Source organism: Solidesulfovibrio carbinolicus, assembly GCF_004135975.1.
Taxonomy (GTDB): Bacteria; Desulfobacterota; Desulfovibrionia; order Desulfovibrionales; family Desulfovibrionaceae; genus Solidesulfovibrio; species Solidesulfovibrio carbinolicus.
This window is the reverse complement of record NZ_CP026538.1, coordinates 4280862-4298085: the sequence shown is the minus strand read 5'-3', so window position 1 is coordinate 4298085 and position 17224 is coordinate 4280862. Positions and strand designations below refer to the sequence as shown.

The following is a 17224-nucleotide window of genomic DNA, read 5'->3' as shown; positions in this document are numbered from 1 at the left end:
AACCACCCTTTTTTCCCGTCGAGGGGGTCCGGGGGGGATCATCCCCCCCGGCCGCCGGAGGCCTCCCCCTCCCTCAAGGCCGCGTCACCGGACATCGCCCGCACACGATCCCCTTGCGCAGGTCGTGCCGGCTCGGATCGGCCAGAAGCGTCCGGGCGGCTTGATACTTTTCCCCGTTCCACAGTTGCGGCAGCGGCGTTTCAAAGACGTTGCCGAAATCCACGCTCGGGTCGCGCGGGTCGCGGCAGCAGGGGATGAGTCCGCCGTCCCAGTTGACGTAGGCCGAGCGGTACAGCCACGAGCAGCCCGGCGCGGCCTCGTGGTCGTGGGTCAGGGTCTGGCGCGGAAACATGGTCGAGAACCAGGCGTCGGGCGCGTCCTCGGGGAAAAACGGCCGGATGAACCGCACCTGATCCACCCCGAGCCTGGCCGCCGTTTCCCGGGCCAGCTCGATCTCGTGTTCGTTGAATCCCGTCACGCAGTACTGCCAGTCGATAAAGGGCGTCTTGCGTCCGGCCGCCTTGCGGGCCGCGATGATGGCCTTCAAATTTTCCAAGGCCAGATCGGCGTTGCCGCCGCGCATGAAACGGCCGGCCGTTTCCTGGGTCACGCCGTGGCAGGAGAAGATGAGCACTTCCAGACCCGAGGCCACGATGCGCCGGGGCAGGTCCGGGTCGCGGTGGTTGCAGTTGGACGACACGCCCACGCCGATATTGCGGTCGGCCGCGTAGCGGATCATCTCCAGGGTCTCGGGAAACAAAAACGGCTCGCCGAAGCCGTACATGTTGATCTTGAACAACCACTTGCCGCAAGAGTCGATGATGCTCCTGAATTGCTCGAAGGTCATGCGGCCGTAGGGACGTTCGCCGGGCAGCGGGGCGCGGCGGTCGTCGTAGCAGTAGGCGCAGCGCAGGTTGCAGATGTTGGTGGTCTCGATCTTGAGGATGTAGGGCATGGAGTCGAGGACGGTTCGTTTTTGCAGCCGGTTGCGCTCGGCCGCAAAGAAGTTCCACAACCTGGCCGGCGTGGCGTGGCGCACCATGGCCTGGGCGTGGCGCTTGAGGATCTTTATCCGCTCGGCCGGGCCGGCCCCCTTGGTGGCCAATCCGGCGTCCAGCAGGCTTTTCTTGGCCGGGGCCTTGGCCGGGGCGCGGCCCAGCAGATGGTCAGCCATCTTGAGGCCCTGGGAGGCTGCCGCCGGGGTCAGGCAGAAATAGAAGCCGCCCTGCCTGCCCACGGCGTGGAGATTGGCAATGTCGCGCACCGGAGCCATGGCCCGGGCCAGGCGGGCTTCGTAATCCAGGGGATAGACCGGCATGGCCGAGGGCAGGGTGACGACCTTGGAGGCGCGCAAGGCCTGGGCCGGATACAGCCCCAGCCGGGCCACGTCGGCCACGGCCCGGGCCAGGGTCTTTTCTTCCGGTTCGGTGGTGTCCTCGAGGTTGACCTCCAGGCACAGGCCCTCGCGGTCGGCCGGACCGCGCTGGGCGAAGATCGACTCCGGGTAATAGATGCGGTTGGCCTGCATGGCTGGGTCGGGGTGGTAGCTGTAGACGTAGGGACGCGGGACACGATCCGTTCTGGCGTAGGTGAGCATGACCATGCGCATGGCCACGGTGGGCAGGCGCGGGGCGTCGCTGTCCAGGGCGTCCAGAAGCGCGTTGGCCGGCGCGGTCCACACCACATGGGCCGGCGTGATTTCCCGGCCGTCGGCCACGACCTGGGCGATGCGCCCGCCGTCGCGGACAAGCCCGATGTGCGACACGTTCGTGACCACCTCGCCGCCGGCCGCCTCGATGCGCCGGCGAAGGCTCGCCGCCAGATCGGCCATGCCGCCGGCCGGGTACCAGTAGCGCTGGCGCAGCCTGGACAGGGCGGCCAATACGGCCTGCCCCTTGCCCCGGCGCACGAAGGGTTCCTTGTCGTTGTCGATGGTGCGGTCCACCCGGGCCAGCCAGTGGTGGTGCAGGGCTTCGGGCGGGGTCAGGGCCTTTTTGGCGAACAGGTCGCGGAAAAGCAGGTCGTAAAGGCCCGGGCCGCATTTTTCCGACAGCTCCAAAGCGGCCGAGATGGGTTCGGGCGGCGGCGCGCCCCGGCGCTTGAGGGCGGCGCCCAGGGCCTCGAATTGGTAGCGAAGGGGATAGCGGAAAAAGTCGAAATGGTTGGGGAACTTCCAGTGCCGGCCGGCGGCGAAGATGGAAAAGGCAAAGGGCCGGCGGATGACCGGCGCGCCGGCGAGCAGGCCGCGCAAAAACGTCTCGCCCGGTCCCGGAGCGTCGAGAAAAAGGACGTGGGGGCCAAGGTCGAAGACCACGCCGTCGAGGGTGACCGAGCGCAGCAGGCCGCCGACCTCGGGTTGGCGTTCCAGGACCAGGCAGGGCCGGCCGGCTTCGGCCAGGGTCAGGGCGCAGGCCAGGCCGGCCACGCCGCCGCCGACAATGACGATGGGCTGTGCGTGCATAAGGGCAGTCACCTTTGGGGCGGAATTGTCGCGTGGGCCTATTCTAGCCCACAAGGTGGGGCGGCGTCTTGGGGTTTTTGTTTGCCGCGCCATGTCCCCCTTTTGTGTCCGCCGGGGATTTCCAAGTCCCTCGTGCCGGGTTATGTTGATCGGGTCAGACAGGAGGAACCCGGTTGATGCCCCAGGAAATCAGTCTCGAAGCCCGCATGGACATTCTCGCCGAGTGCGTCAACATCGGCCTTGGCCGGGCGGCCGAGGCGCTCAACCGCATGTGCGAAAGCCATGTGCAGCTTTCGGCCCCGGAAATTCGCGTCATGAACCGGCCGACCCTGACCGCCGCCGCCGCCGGCCGTTGCCCGGCCGTGTGCGAGGGCGTGTTTTTGCCCTTTGTCGGCCCCATGATGGGCATGACCGCCCTGGCCTTTGCCTACGGCGACGCGGCCAAGCTCGTCACCGGACTCACCGCCGCCATGGGCATCGACGAACCCTCGGAAGACATGCGCGAGGACACCTTGCGCGAGGTGGGCAACGTCATCCTGGTCGGTGTGCTCGGGGCCATGGGCGTCATGCTGGGGCTGCACGTCACCTACCAGCCCCTGTCCACGGCCAAGAGCCTGGAGCCGCTACTGGCCGTGGCCGACGCCTGCCAGACCGTGACGCTTTATGTGCGGGCCCATTTCGTGCTGGAGCGTTTCCAGGTCACGGGCGACATCCTGGTGGTGCTGGCCCAGGAGGGCTTTGACGCCTTGACGGCCGCCATTGACGCCAAGCTCCTGGAAATGGGCGGTTGACCATGGCCCGGATCGTGCTTTTTTCCCCCACGCCGCCGGACCTGTCGGCCTTTGGCGTGCGCGGGCTGCAAGCCAGCCTCAAGGCCGCCGGCCACGACGTCCGGCTGGTGCTGTTTCCGGGCAGCATCGGCCTGTCCCAGGAGGACGGCTCCTACGTCTACCGCTACGCCGACACGGTGATCGACCAGGCCCTGGAACTGGCCGCCGGGGCCGACGTGGTCGGGGTGTCGTTTTTCACCAACTATTTCGACCGGGCCGTGCAGCTGACCGCGGCCGTGCGGGAGCGGCTGGGGATTCCGGTGGTCTGGGGCGGCGTCCACGCCACGGTGCGGCCCGAGGAAGCGCTCGACCACGCCGATTTCGTCTGCCGGGGCGAGGGCGAGGCGGCCCTGGACCGTCTGGCCCGGGAGCTGGCAACCGGCCGGCCAGCCGACGCCATCCCCGGAATATGGACCCGGCGGGACGGGGAAATTGTCGACAACGGCCTGGCCCCCCTGGCCCCGGACCTCGACGCCTTGCCCTTTTTCGATTTTTCCGGCCAGGACCAGTACGTCATGGCTCCCGAGCGCGGGCGCATCGTGCCGCTGACCGCCGAGGCCCTGGGCCTGGCTTTGCCGCGTCTGCCGCATTGGAACGGCCGGCTGGTCACGGCCTATCGCACCATGACCGACCGGGGCTGCCCGCATGGCTGCGCCTACTGCAACGTGCCCACGGTCAAGGCGCTTTTCCGGGGCGGCGGCGTGCCTTACTTCCGCCACCGCGGCGTGCCCCACGTCATGGCCGAGCTGCGGCAGATCATCGCCCGCTACCCCTTCATCGAGGCCATCCAGCTTTTCGACGATACCTTTTTTTCCCGCCGCCTGGACTGGCTGCGGGAGTTCGCGGCGGCCTACAAGGCCGACATCGGGTTGCCGCTGTACTGCCAGGCCTCGCCCACGACCCTGGAGGCCGAAAAGCTCGACGTGCTCATCGAGGCCGGGCTGTGCTACGTGGAAATGGGCATCCAGACCGGCAGCCCCCGGATGCGCGAGATCTTTCGCCGGCCCGAGGACGACGAGGCGGTTCTGGCCGGGGCCAGGTTGCTGCATTCCCGGCGGGACAAGCTGCTCCCCCCGGACTATCACGTCATCATCGACGCGCCCTGGGAGGAAGAAGAGGATCTGCTGGCCACGGTGCGGCTTTTGGCCCGGCTGCCCAAGCCCTTCGGCCTGGCCATCGCCAGCCTGGTCTATTTCCCGGAAACCGAACTCTACCGCCGGGCCAAGGCCGAGGGCCGCATCCAGCATGAGGAAACGGAGATCTACCGCCGGCCGTTTTATCTGCGGCCCCAGCGCAGCTACGCCGCCTTCATGCTCTACCTGCTCACCTTCCAGCGCATCCCGGCCGGGGTCTACGCCTTCCTGCTGCGCCCGGGCACGGTGGCTTGGTGTTCGCGCCATGTGCCGCCGGCCGTGTACAAGCTTGGCTACGCGGTCGGCGAGGCGGCGCGGCTTGGGGCCAAGGGGGCGACGGCGCTTTCGCGGGGCGATTTCGGCCGCATCGCCGCTTTCGTGCGGCGCACCCTGCGCCACGATCCCACCGTGGCCGGACGCAAGGGTTAGCGCCGCGTCCCTTAAAAAATACGATAGTATTTTTTAAGAAAAATGAATGGTTTTAGCTCGTTGACTACAAAACGCCATATGCGCTTTTCGCGGACGCGACACTATCGCCTCGCCAGATAGACCGACAGCAGGCTGGCCGCCGTGGACAGCAGGGAATGTTCCTGGCGGGTGAACCGGCGCGGCTCGCGCACGTCGGCGATGACCAGAAACCCCGTCCAGAGGCCGTCTCGGGTCACCGGCGCGGCCAGCACCGCCCTGGCTTCAAACAGCCGCAGGATTTCCTGGAGGTCTTCGGGAAAATCCGTATCCAGGCCGGTGACGATCTCTCCGGCGGTCATGCGGTCGGCCCAGTGGAAGCCGTCGATGCTGTAAGGCACCAGGGCCGCTTCCGGGGCGTCCCGGCGTGGGGCGAGTCCGGCCGCGCAGGCCTCGGCGGCCAGCCGACAGCACAGTCCCAGGCGCGAATCCTCGACATTGTCGAACCACATGGCCCGGCCCAGGGAAAAGGCGCTCAGAAGCCGCACCAGGGCCCGGTCCACGGCGTCGTCGCCGCCGGCCAGCAGTTCCCGGCCGAAAAGGGCCAGTTCCTCTTCGGCCAGGGCCCGGGCGGCCAGGGCCTCCTCGGCCAGACGCCTGGCCGTGATGTCCGCGCCCACGGCCAGCCAGCCCTCGGGGCGGCCGTCGGGCCCGAAAAGCGGCTGGTTGTCCCACTGGAGATAGACTCGCCGGCCGTCTCTGGCCGCCACTTCATTTTCGTTGCCAGCCCCGGCCAGGGAATGGGGCGCGGCCATGGCCCGGGCCAGAAGGCTGGAGAGATCGGGCGGGGCCGAGGGCCAGAACACGGCCTTGCCCGAGAGCATCTCGGCCCGGCTATAGCCCAAGAGCCGTTCGGCGTATTCGTTGACGAAAACCAGCCGGCCCCCGGCGTCGAAGCGCAGGATCAGGGAGTTGGCCGATTCCACCAGCTCCCGGTAACGGCGTTCGCTTTCAGCCAGCCGCGTTTCGGCCTGCCGCCGCCCGGCCAGGAGGATGAGCAGGACCAGGGCTCCGGGCAACGACACGGCCAGGGCCGCGCCGCCGGCCCAAAAAAGGCCCTTGTGGCGTTCATATAAGGACGCCGGGGCGTTTTCAAAGACGGTATTCTTGGGCACCCGGTCCAGGGGCAGGCCCAGGCGGGCCATCACGGCCTGGTCCAGGACCGTTTCGGCCGGCACGTCGGCCACGGGAATGTCGGACGGCGACTTGCCGGCCAGCACCTGTTCCACCAGGGCGGCGGCGGCCCGGCCCTGGTCCTGGCCGCGCAGCACCCGGCCGCCCACCGCGCCAAGGCTCAGGTCGAAGTCCCACAGGCAGAAGATGGGGATCTGGGAAACGGCGGCCAAGGCGGCCAGATCCTCGCCCATCAGCGGCGCAGCGCCTGTTTCGCTTTTCAGGGGGGCCAGGCGCACGGCCACGGCGTCGCGGGGCGCGGCGACCAGGGCTTTTTTCGCCGCCTCCAGGCTGACGTTTTGCAGTTCAACAGGCCGCATCCGGCCGGCCAGGGCCCGGGCCGCCCGGCGGAACCGGGCGATGTTGGCCCGGGACGAGGCTGTGTCGTCGGCGGTCAGGGCCAGCACAGTGCGGGCCGACGGGGCCAGGGCCAGGGCCAGCTCCAGGGTACCCACCACGTCTGGCGACTCGCCTACGCCCGTGATGTCGGTCTGGCCGGCGAGACGGTCCGGGGTGAAGTCGTTGACCCCGCAAAAAACGATGGGCCGGCCGGGAAAGAGCGTTTCGCGGCGGGCCAGCCAGAAATTGAGGGCGGCGTCGTCGCTGGCGACCAGGACGGCGACGGGCACGTGGGCGTACTTGGCGGCCAGATAGTCGGCGAGGTCGCTGCGGTCCTCGGTTTCGGAAAAGCGCCTGGCGTCGAGGTGCTCCACGAACACCTGGGCCTTGGAAGGGGGCAGACGTTCGAGAAAACCGGCCACGATCCGGTCCGACCACGGGTCGCCGTGGTGGTAGGAACTGAGCAGCAGCACCGCCGGCGCGGCTGTCTGTGCCTGGACCGGCCCGACCAGGGCGGCTGCAAAGGCCCAGGCCAGGAGCGTCATAGCGGCGATGGCGGCTCGCAGAGGGTTTCCCATTGGCTTTCCCTATCCCAAAAAACCGTCGCTGTCTTCTGGCGAGGGGGTTGGACGGCGCTTGCCAAACGGCTGTCCCCTCATGTTATGCTGTTCCCCGATACGGCTTGGCCGACCGGCCAATGACAGACCCGCGGACCCCAAGCTCCCCCGGATCGGTGACGCCGCCATGACCAGCCCGGAACAACCAGCCTCAGCCCCCGGTGGCTCCAAGGACGCGCCCCGCGCCGACAGGTCGGACGATGCGCGGTATTGGCGGCTTTTTTTCGAACAATCGGCCATGGGCATTCTGGTCGGCGACGCGACCGGCCGCATTCTTGAGGCCAACCCCATGGCCCTGCGCCTGCTCGGGTATGACCGGGCCGGTCTGGTCGGGGCCAACATGGCCGATATCGTGCATCCCGACGACCAGGCCGCGACCTCGCCCGACGACAACCACCGGGCGGCCCTGGGCGGCCGGCCGCGCCACATGGACCGGCGTTACCGCCGGGCCGACGGCACGTACCTGCCCGTGGCCGTGTCCTTCGGGCTGCTGGACAAGCAGGCCGGCACGGTCCAGGTCATGTTTCGCGACGTCTCGGCCCGCCAGGCCCTGGAAAAACAGCGAGTCGCAGCCCTGACCAAGGCCGAGGCGGCCGGAGCCATCAAATCCGCCTTTCTGGCCCAGATGAGCCATGAACTGCGCACCCCCTTAAACGGCATCATGGGCATGCTCCAGCTGGCCCAGGCGGCCTGCCCCGGAGAGGAGGTGGCCGATTATCTGGACACGGCCATGGAATCGGCCCGGGGCCTTTTGCGGATTTTGTCCGACCTCTTGGAGGTGACGAATATCCAGGGCGGTCAGGTGCGTCTGGCCAAGGAAGTATTCGACCTTGACGAGGCCATTGCCCCGGTGGCCGCCTCCTTGACGTACGAGGCCAACATCAAGGGCTTGCGGTTCGTGCAGCGGGTGGCCCCGGACGTGCCGCGGCATCTTCGCGGCGACGCGGCCCGGCTGCGCCAGATCCTTTTCGCCCTGGCCGGCAACGCGATCAAATTTACGACCGAGGGCCAGGTGGTCCTGTCCGTGGAAACTGTGCCCGGCAACGAGCCGCTGTTGCTGCGCTTTGGTCTGTCCGACAGCGGCATAGGCATCCCGCGGGAGCAGCTTCCGGGGTTGTTCGAACCCTTTGCCCAGGCCCGGCCCCACGGGGCTGGGCTGTTTGGCGGGGCGGGGCTGGGGCTTTGCATTGCCAAGGGCCTGGCCGAGGAAATGGGCGGGGAAATCATGCTGGCTAGCGAAGTGGGCCGGGGCACCGACGTGCGCGTCACCCTGCCCTTTGCCCTGCCCGAGTCGGAACCGGCGCGCCCGGTCCGCGAGCCGGCCCCCTTGGCCGGCAAGCGGGTGCTGGTGGCCGAGGACGAGGCCGTCAACCGCCTGACCATCCGGGTGATGCTCCAAAAGCTGGGCTGCCGGCCCCAACTGGTGGAAAACGGCCGTCAGGCCCTGGCCGCCCTGGCCGAGGGCACGTTTGATTGCGTGCTCATGGACATGCGTATGCCGGAGCTGGACGGGCTTTCGGCCGTGCGGGCCATGCGGCGGGGCGAGGCCGGGCCGGCCGCCCGGACCATGCCCGTGGTGGCCCTGACCGCCCATGCTCTGGCCGAGGACCGCTGCGCCGCCCTGGAGGCGGGCGTGGACGCCTATCTGGTCAAGCCCGTGGACATGGCCGAGCTGGGGCTCACTCTGGGGCAAGTCATGAGCCAAGCAGGCAGCCAAGGCCGCGACGGGTCAAGAGGTGCCTGTCGGTAAGCCTTTTCGCGCCAAGCGACGGCCGGCGCCTCTGGCGGGCCTGCCGGACGGTCGGCAAGGGGCAGGCCCCAGTAGCGGCGTCCCCTGCCGCAGGGAATGCTTCGGTCACGCTTCCTCTCGGCCGAGGGGCGCGATCCGCAGCCGCGTGAGGAAAAAGCCGAGAAGGCGTTCGTCGTCGGACTCGCCCCGGGAAGCCGGCGAGGCCGCGCCGTCGAAGGAAAAGACGATGTCCGTCTGGGAGGGGAACCCCTGGGAGCCGGGCAGACAGCACAGGGCGGCGTCCAGGTTTTCGGGAGCGCCGGGCCAGGCGAAGCGTCCTGCCGGTCGGCCGTCCGCCGTCAGCGTCATGACCAGGGGCGCGCCGCCTCCCGGGTAGGGATGTCCCGAAAGTTCCAGCACAAAGCCCGCCCTGGCGGCTTCGGGCAGCCCCAGGCGCAAGCGGGCTCGCGTCCCGTCGGTCCAGCGTCCGCTCACTTCGCCATGGCTCCAGCCGTCCTTGAGAAAGGGGAAAGCGGGCACATCCTCGCCCACGGGGATGTCCGCGCCCAGGCCGGCCTTGTTGGGCGGCTGATAGTCGGCCGGGTCGGGCCAGCGCGGACGGGACGCGGCCACGGCTGGAGCCAACGACGCCACAAGGCCGACCCAGTCGCGCAGCATGGCCGGAAGGGTGAAGTGGGCCAGGGCTCGTTGGCGTCCGGCTTGGCCCAGCCTGACCCGGGCCGGGGCGTCGGCGGCAAGCCAGGCCAGGGCGTTGGCCAGGGCTTGGGCCGTGGCCTCGGGCGAGACGTTGGGATCGGGCAACAACACGCCGGCATCCCCGAGCAATTCCGGGACGCCGCTGACGGCCGAAGCCGCCACGGGCAGGCTCTGGGCCATGGCCTCGATGACGCATAGGGGCATCCCTTCCGATTCCGAAGGCAACGCGAAAATGTCGGCAGCGGCGAGCCATTCCCGCACGTCGTCGCGTTGACCAAGCAGCCGCACCCGATCCCGGGCCGGGCTTGCCGCGACGAGCGCCTCCACTTGGCGTCGGCCGGAGCCCAGGCAGTGGCCTATGGCCGCGAAACGCAGCCGCTGGCCGCCCTTGCGGCCGTGGAGCAGCTCGGCGGCGGCCAGCAAATGGCGATACCCCTTGCGCGGCTCGTAGCGGGCGACGGTGAGGCACAAGACCTCGTCCGGGGCCAACCCGAGGGCGTCGCGACGGGCCAGACGCTCGGCTTCGGGCACGGGCTCGAAAAAGTTCAGAGGACGGCCGTTGCGGATGACGCCGGAACGCTGGGGCGACAAATTGAACACCAAGCGCAACAAGGTCAGGTTCTCCCCGGACACGGCGGCCACGGCCAGGGCGGCGTCGAAGGCCCGGCGCGCTTCTTCCAGACGCGGCCCCATGGCGGCAATCTGATCGACAGCCACGTAATTGACCTGAATGCCATAGGGGATGCCCCAATCCCGGCAAACGGCCTTGGCCGCCAGGCTCGAATCCGGCGCGCCGTCGCAAAAAAGCGTCAGGTCGGGGCGCGCGGCCAGCAAGACTTCTTCCGGCTCCGTGCGGCTGCTGACGGTTTTGAAAAAACCGCGCATGGTGTCGCAATCGATGGGCAAATGGGAGACGCCCGGGGCCTGGCCGGTGATGTCGGCCGCAGCGGCCAGGGCGACGGCATGTCCGGCTTCGACCAGCCCTTGGGCCAGCAGACCGGCGTTGACGGCCGTGCCGCCGTAGCTGGGGTCGTCGCAGTAGATGAGCAGGCGCATGACGCGCTCCTTAGGGGCTCGGGCGGCCGGCCAAGGCCCGTCGATAGGCGGCCACGGCCATTGCCGCCGTGTCGTTCCAATCGAGCCGTTTCGCCCGGGCCAACCCCCTGGCCCGCAGTTCGGCGGCCAGTTCCGGCTCGGCCAGCACCCGATAAAGCGCTCCGGCCAGGGCTTCGGGGTCGGACGGATCGACCAGCAGCGCCGCGCCGCCGGCCGCCTCGGGCACGGCCGGGGCCAAGCTTGCCGCCACCGGCGCGCCGCAGGCCATGGCCTCCGCCACCGGCAGCCCGAATCCCTCGCCAAAGCTCGGATAGGCAAAGACCGCCGCCCCGGACAGCAAGGCCGGCAGATCCGCCTGGGCCACGCCGCCGCAAAAGACAATGCCCTCGCCCGTTCCCGCTGCGCGCAGCCTTTGCCCAAAGGCGGCGAAAAGCCCGTCGTCGGGCCCGGCGATGACCAGGGTGGGCGTTTGCATTCCCAGCCGCCGACGCAGCAGGGCGTAGGCCGCCGCCAGCCCGGGCACGTTTTTTCGCGGCTCCATGCGTCCCAAAAAGAGGATGTAGGGACCCTCGGGCAGCCCCAGCCGGACGCGCACGGCGGCCAGGGCGGCCGGGTCGGACACCGGGGCAAAGGCCGGGTCCACCCCGGGAAAGGCGTAGGCCACGCGGTCGGCCGGCACGCGGTAGCGGGCGACGATTTCGTCGCGGCAATAGGCCGACAGCGTCAGCACCATGGCCGCCCGGCGGGCGCTCAGGGGATAGAGCAGCCGCATGAGGCGGGAAAGCCCCTTGGGGAAATGCTCGGGCATGGCTTCATGCAGGATGTCGTGGAGGCTGACCACGCAGGGGACCGTGGGCGAAAGCGGCGCGAGGTACTGGCAGTGGAAGACGTCCACCTCCCGGGCCAGCCTCCAGGGGAAGGGGGCGATCAGCCGGGCGAAACGGCCGGCGGGGATTTCGCGCACCGTGACGTTCGGTGCGCTCCCGGCCAGGGTGCGGGCCGCGTCCAGGCCATCGCGGGTGGCGTAGAAGACGAAGTCGAGGTCCGGGGCGGCCTCAGGCAACCGGGCGGCCAGGGCCTCGATGTAGGTGCGCGACCCCTGGCGGATGCCGGAAATGGTGTGGAGATCAAGGCCCACCCGGTTTCTGGTTTTTTCGTGAGGGGCGCGGCAGGCTGTCCGGGACAGCACGCGGTCGGCCAGTCCCCAGGCCAGACCGGCGGCAAAGGCCAGGGAGCGCAGCGTGACGAACATCGGGGCCAATCGGGCCACGGTCCTGTCGCGCCCGGCGGCGAAGCGGGCAAAGGGCAGGGCGCTGCCCAGCAGCCCGGCCAGGGCAACCAGGGCGAACAGGCCGGCCGGCCGGGAGAACGGGGCCAGGACCGTGGACAGGGTGAACAGCCCGGCCAGGATGGTCTGGAGGCGGATGACCGGCGGGGTGTAGCCGTCGCGCACGAGCTTTTCGGGGTGCTCCCGGCAGGCCCGAAGCCGCCAAAAGGCCCGGCTGGCCTTGATGGTCAAGTAGCGGCCCAGGGTGGCCGGATGGCGATGATAGACCATGGCGTCCGGGGCGAAGACCAGCCGGTGGCCGGCCGCGGCCAGCCGGTAGGACAGCTCGGTGTCCTCGTTGTCGGCCGTCCGGAAGGACGTGTCGAAGCCTCCGGCCCCATCGAACACCGCGCGGCGGTAGGCGGCGGCGTAGGTGGCCACCAGGTCGATGGCCGGACGCCTGGCGACATAGGCGTAGCGGTCCTCGAACTCGATCTGGGCAAACCGGGCGACAAGCGAGGTCTGCCGGGTGCGGTAGGCGCCCTGGACGCCAGCAACGGCCCCATCGTCCAGGGGGGCGGTGAGACGGGCCAGGAAATCCGGGGCCGGGGCGCAGTCGGCGTCGGTGAAAACAAGGATGTCGCAATCCGGCGGAGCGGCGGCGGCTCCGGCGTTGCGGGCGGCGGCCGGGCCGGCGTTTGGCTGGGAAATGACGGTCGCGCCCTTGGCCCGGGCCAGGGCGGCGGTGGCGTCGCTGGAACCGTCATCGACCACGATGACGGAAAACGCCGACTGGGGGATGGTCTGGGTCGCCAGGGCGTCCAAGGCGTCGCCCAGGGTGGCGGCGGCGTTGTAGGCCGGAATGACGACGGTCAGGCGGGGCATGGCACTCCCCTTACACCTTGGAGCCGCGCAGCAGATGCTTGAAAAACACCCGGCCGGCCCGCAGGGTCCGGGCCATTTCGCCGGGGCTTGCCAGGGCGGCCAGGGCGCGGCGGATAAGAAATTGCGGCCGCAGGTAGAACCGTTTGCGGGCCAGGTCGCACAGGCGCACGATCTCGGCCGGATACAGCGACTCGTTGCGCACCACGCAGCCGTGCAGGCCCTCGGGGGTGAGCCAGTCGCGCCAGCGGCCGGCGGCGATAAACCCTCGCGCTTCGTAGTCGGCGTAGGCCTCGGTGCCGGGATAGACCATGACCGGATAGAACTGGGCGGTCTCGGGATTGAGGTCCAGGGCGAAGTCGATGGTGGCCAGGATGGACTGTCTGGTGTCGCCGGGGAAGCCGAAGATGAAGCAGCCATGGATCTTGAGGCCGGCGGCGGCGGCGTCGGCCCGAAACTGCCGCATGCGCTCGGCCCCCAGCCCCTTTTTCATGGCCGAAAGGGCTGTCGGGTCGGCCGATTCGAAGCCCACGCACAACTGGCGGCAGCCAGCCCGGCGCATGAGATGCATGAGGTCCGGGTCCAGGTCGGCCCGGGCGTTGGCCGTCCACTCGAACACCAGCCCCCGGCGGATGATGGCCTGGCAAAAGGCCCGGCAGCGGACCTTGTCGGCGGTCAGGGTATCGTCCTCGAAAAAGATGGTGCGCAGGCCCGGGAAGTGGTCCAGGCACCAGGCGACTTCGTCCAGGACCTTGTCGATGGAGCGGCAGCGGGCGGTGCGGCCGGTCAGCGTTTGCGGATGCAGGCAAAACGAGCAACGAAACGGGCAGCCGCGCGAAGTGGCCAGGGTGACCATGGGCGGTTTGGCGTTGGGATTGAAATAGTGCCGGATGTCGAGGTGACGGGCGTAGACCGGGGCCACGGGCGGCAGGGCGTCGAGGTCCTTGATGAAGGGCCGGTCCGGGTTGTGGACGACGACGCCCCCTGCCCCCAGAAACGACAGGCCGTCCACGGTGGCCAGGCGCTGCGGCGTGGCCGGGCCGGCGGCCAGGAGCCGGGCCAGTTCCAGGACGGTGGCCTCGTACTCGCGCCGGGCCACGGCGTCCACGGCCCCGCGTCCGTCCTGGAGCACCTTGCCGGCCAGGGCCGTGGCATGGGGGCCGACCAGCACGGTGGTCAGTCCGGGCAGGGCTTTTTTCAGGGCGGCGGCGGCCTTGATGTCGGCGTCGATGCTCGGGGTGGAGGTGTCCAGCACGGCTAAAAACGGCGTTTCGGCCTTGGCCCGGGCCACGACGGCGTCGAGGTCCAGGCCGGCGGCCGGGGCGTCCACGAAGACGACCTCGAAGTCGTCGGCTTCGAGCACGGCCACGGCCTGGGCCAAAAACAGCGGGAAATAGAGCGTGCCGCTCTTGGTCACGGCCGGGGAGCGCTGGGGCCGGGAGAATTTGGGCAAAAATGGGGCATTTACAACCAAAATATCGGCCATGTCGCGTCCTTTATACCCCCTATGGGGGGTCCGGGGGCCTCAGGCCCCCGGCCGCCGGAGCAACGGTGTTCGGAGTCAACCGATAATCAGGGGTCTACGCCGTGTGCGCGCACTGTCCCCACGGTTGCCCGGATCGCACCATCGCATTTAAAATCGTTATCAACTTTCGCATCGAAGCAACTGCGGCGACCTTATGTGGTTTACCGGCTTCCTTGAGACGATTGTAAAAATCACGTATGACGGGATTGTATTTTTTAGCTAACAAGACAGCCATATATAATACAGATCGAACATCACTTCGACCGCCCCATACACGACGCTTTCCTCGACGCTTTCCGCTGTCGCAATTCAAAGGGGCAACCCCAACAAGAGCAGCGATCTCCCGACGATTCAATGTTCCAAGCTCAGGTAAATTGGAAAGAAGCGATCTTGACAGGACATCTCCGACACCTGGAACGCTCCGGAGCAAATTGTCTCGCTCACGCCAAATCGGACTCGCTCGTACTACTTTGCCAAGATGCGTGTCGATCTCAGACAATCGCTCCTCAAGCCAGTTAATATTCTTCTCGATATCTGTTCTTACAGAACCATAAGCACGAGTAAAACGGTTCTTTTCCATGACGAGCATTCGAATGAGTTGGTTGCGCCTGGACATTAGCGAACTCATTTCTTGTGCTTCCTCGTCCTTCAAAGGGCGTACTTCAGGCTCCATCTGTTTGCCAAAGAGAGCAAGAATCTCAGCGTCAATCTTGTCCGTTTTAGCCAGCCGCCCTTTAGCTCGCGCAAAATCCCGAGCCTGGCGGGGGTTGATGACTACAACGGGGAATTTCTTGAGACTCAACGCTGTGGCAACAGGAATCTGAAGGCCACCAGTCGCCTCGATGATAACAAGAGTCGGACGAAACTTGGAAAATTTTCTGCAGATGGCTTTTATACCATCGGGGTCGTTGACGAATTGAAAGTCATTTCCGTCGGGAAGTGTGTGGACATCAAGCGTTTCCTTAGAGACATCAATTCCGATGAAACAGTCAGCAGCCATGTAAAATCCTCCAGTACCCAGCCTTGTGATACGGGCTTTTAGCCCAAGCAACGGTTCGGGCTTCATGGAAGAAGGGGACGACGATCATGGCTCCGGCTCGAGCTTAAAACTCAAGGCAATTTCGACCTATCGTCCCCTTGACCCCGTCAAGTTAGCCTCGATGGGGAAACATACAAGGCATCTTCCTCTTCTCCCAGCTTAATTCTCCACTCTGGCCTCGACAGCGGCAAGCCGGCGTTCCAGGGAGTCGACGCGGCCTTCGAGGCCGGCGGCCTTTTCGGCCAGCCGGGTGCGGTGGGCCATGGATTCGGCCATGAGGTCGTCGAGGATGAGGTTTTTCTCGAACCAGGCCCGCAGCAGGGTGCTCAGGTAGCGCCGGCCCATTTCGGTCAGGTGCAGGTTGGAGCTGCCCCAGGTGCGGCCCTGCCAGGAGATGGGGACCATGGCGATGGTGTAGCCGCGAATAAGCGTATTGAGCGACAGTTCGATGGTGATGTTGAAGTGGCAAGCCTTGAGCGGCATGATGTCGCGGATGACGTAGGAGCGGTAGGCCTTGAAGGAATTGGTCAGGTCATTAAAGCGCGTCCAGAACATGATCTGCATCATCTTGTTGACGAGGCGGTTCACGAAGAGCTTGAGCCTGGGGTAATTGACGCAGCGCGAGCCGCGCATGAAGCGCGAACCGAAGACGCAGTCGTAGCCTTCCTCGATCTTGCGGTAGTACTTGATGATGTCTTCGGGATCATCGGACAGGTCGGCCATGCAAATGACGATGACGTCGCCGCTGGCCCGTTCCAGGCCGGCGCGCACGGCCCGGCCGAAGCCGCGCGGCGGTTCGCGGTGGACGACCACCACGCCCGGGTCGGCCTGGGCCAGGGCGTCGAGGACGGAGCCGGTGGCGTCGGCGCTGTTGTCGTTGACCAGCACCAGTTCGTAGGGGACGCCTTCGCGGCGCAGCACGGCGCGGATGCCGTCAATGGTGGCGGTGATGTTGCCTTCTTCGTTGTAGGCCGGGATGACGACGGACAGCAGCATGGCGTTTTTCATGGGCAGGCTCGCTTTGGCGGTGGCGTTGGGGCGCGATTGTGTCCGAGGGGGGCGCGGGCTTCAAGGAAAAAGATGGCTTTCCAGGCCATGCCACCAGCCGGGGCGGGAGGCGACCCGGTCGGCGTAGCGGGCCATGAACTCCCGGGTCATGACCAGGGCGGCCGCGTCGCGGTCCGTGTCCCGGGGCGTGGCGATGGGCGCGTCCAGAACAAAACGGAAGGGGGCGTCGCGTCCGGGTTCGAGAAAGCCCGGCACAAGGGCCGCCCCGGCTGACAGGGCCAGCCGGGCCGGGCCAAGGGGCACGGACAGTGCGCCGCCCGGGAAATCCACCGTGGCGTGATGGCCGAAGGGAGGCTGGCCCGGGCCGTCGTCGGCCGTGGTCATGACCACGCCGCCGGCGCGCAGCTGGGTGAGCGCCTGGCGCACGCCCGGCCCGGGCGGCACGATGCGGGCCGGGATGCGGGCTTCGTAGCGCGCCCGCAGGCGGAAGGCCACGCGGCGGCCGACAAACGACAAGCCCTCGTCCGAAAGGTGGCCGATCTGGACCATGGGGAAGCCCAGCGCCCCCAGGGCGGCCAGGGGCAGCTGGGTCGGGCCGAAATGGCCGATGGGGATGACCGCGCCCCGGCCGTGGGCCAGGGCCAGTCCCAGGCGGTCCAGGCCGTCGATTTCCAGCAGTTCGTGGAAATTGGCGGCGGTCAGGCGCGGCAATTGAAAGACAATGAGCTGGTTGACGTAGTGGGTGGCGAAGGCGTCGAGCACGGCTTGTTTCGCCCCGGCCTCGGCAAGGGCGGGATTAACGGCCCGGGCGGCGATAGCGATGCGCCCGGCCCGGCCCCGGGACAGGGCGGCGTGGAGCCGGCCCATGGCCCGGTAGAGGGCCATGGCCGTCCGGGGCGGCAGGCGCTCGGCGACAAGGCGCAGGGGATACCACACGAAAAGGCGCAGCAGGTCGCGAGAAAAGCTTTCGCGTACGCGCACGG

General features: G+C 67.7%; 11 protein-coding genes. 3 read left to right on the top strand and 8 right to left on the bottom strand.

Going from position 1 to position 17224, the window contains the following annotated elements; all coding sequences use genetic code 11:
- Window positions 1-73: 73 nt before the first annotated feature.
- Window positions 74-2461: an FAD-dependent oxidoreductase gene (locus C3Y92_RS19220; RefSeq protein ID WP_129355368.1), complete on the bottom strand. Its 2388-nt coding sequence runs from the start codon at window positions 2459-2461 to the stop codon at window positions 74-76.
- A gap of 176 nt (window positions 2462-2637) precedes the next feature.
- On the opposite strand from C3Y92_RS19220, the gene C3Y92_RS19215 reads away from it, so the two are divergent.
- Both C3Y92_RS19215 and C3Y92_RS19210 read left to right on the top strand, forming a co-directional pair.
- Window positions 2638-3252 carry a chemotaxis protein CheC gene (locus C3Y92_RS19215; RefSeq protein WP_129355366.1) on the top strand — a complete coding sequence of 205 codons (615 nt, stop codon included), beginning with the start codon at window positions 2638-2640 and terminating at the stop codon, window positions 3250-3252.
- Between the two features lie 2 nt (window positions 3253-3254).
- Complete coding sequence (locus C3Y92_RS19210) at window positions 3255-4853, top strand: B12-binding domain-containing radical SAM protein (protein WP_129355364.1); 1599 nt, start codon at window positions 3255-3257, stop codon at window positions 4851-4853.
- 101 nt (window positions 4854-4954) lie between these two features.
- Here C3Y92_RS19210 and C3Y92_RS19205 read toward each other — a convergent pair whose 3' ends face one another.
- The gene (locus tag C3Y92_RS19205) at window positions 4955-6979 is read right to left on the bottom strand and encodes an ABC transporter substrate binding protein (protein WP_129355362.1); all 2025 of its coding nucleotides are present in this window, start codon (window positions 6977-6979) and stop codon (window positions 4955-4957) included.
- Between the two features lie 166 nt (window positions 6980-7145).
- On the opposite strand from C3Y92_RS19205, the gene C3Y92_RS19200 reads away from it, so the two are divergent.
- Window positions 7146-8768 (top strand): PAS domain-containing hybrid sensor histidine kinase/response regulator, encoded by a 1623-nt coding sequence (locus tag C3Y92_RS19200; RefSeq protein WP_129355360.1) that lies wholly within the window; start codon window positions 7146-7148, stop codon window positions 8766-8768.
- 105 nt (window positions 8769-8873) lie between these two features.
- Here C3Y92_RS19200 and C3Y92_RS19195 read toward each other — a convergent pair whose 3' ends face one another.
- The 6 genes from C3Y92_RS19195 to C3Y92_RS19170 form a co-directional block, all read right to left on the bottom strand.
- Window positions 8874-10520, bottom strand: a complete 1647-nt coding sequence (locus C3Y92_RS19195) for a glycosyltransferase (protein ID WP_129355358.1) — start codon at window positions 10518-10520, stop codon at window positions 8874-8876.
- Window positions 10521-10530: 10 nt separating this feature from the next.
- Window positions 10531-12672, bottom strand: a complete 2142-nt coding sequence (locus C3Y92_RS19190) for a glycosyltransferase (RefSeq protein ID WP_129355356.1) — start codon at window positions 12670-12672, stop codon at window positions 10531-10533.
- Window positions 12673-12682: 10 nt separating this feature from the next.
- The gene (locus C3Y92_RS19185) at window positions 12683-14155 is read right to left on the bottom strand and encodes a B12-binding domain-containing radical SAM protein (RefSeq protein WP_129355354.1); all 1473 of its coding nucleotides are present in this window, start codon (window positions 14153-14155) and stop codon (window positions 12683-12685) included.
- Between the two features lie 94 nt (window positions 14156-14249).
- On the bottom strand, window positions 14250-15194 hold the full coding sequence (locus C3Y92_RS19180; RefSeq protein ID WP_129355352.1) for an IS110 family RNA-guided transposase: 945 nt from the start codon (window positions 15192-15194) through the stop codon (window positions 14250-14252).
- 198 nt (window positions 15195-15392) lie between these two features.
- Window positions 15393-16241: a glycosyltransferase family 2 protein gene (locus C3Y92_RS19175; protein WP_129355350.1), complete on the bottom strand. Its 849-nt coding sequence runs from the start codon at window positions 16239-16241 to the stop codon at window positions 15393-15395.
- A gap of 60 nt (window positions 16242-16301) precedes the next feature.
- Window positions 16302-17222: a lysophospholipid acyltransferase family protein gene (locus C3Y92_RS19170; protein ID WP_129355348.1), complete on the bottom strand. Its 921-nt coding sequence runs from the start codon at window positions 17220-17222 to the stop codon at window positions 16302-16304.
- Between the last annotated feature and the right edge of the window lie 2 nt (window positions 17223-17224).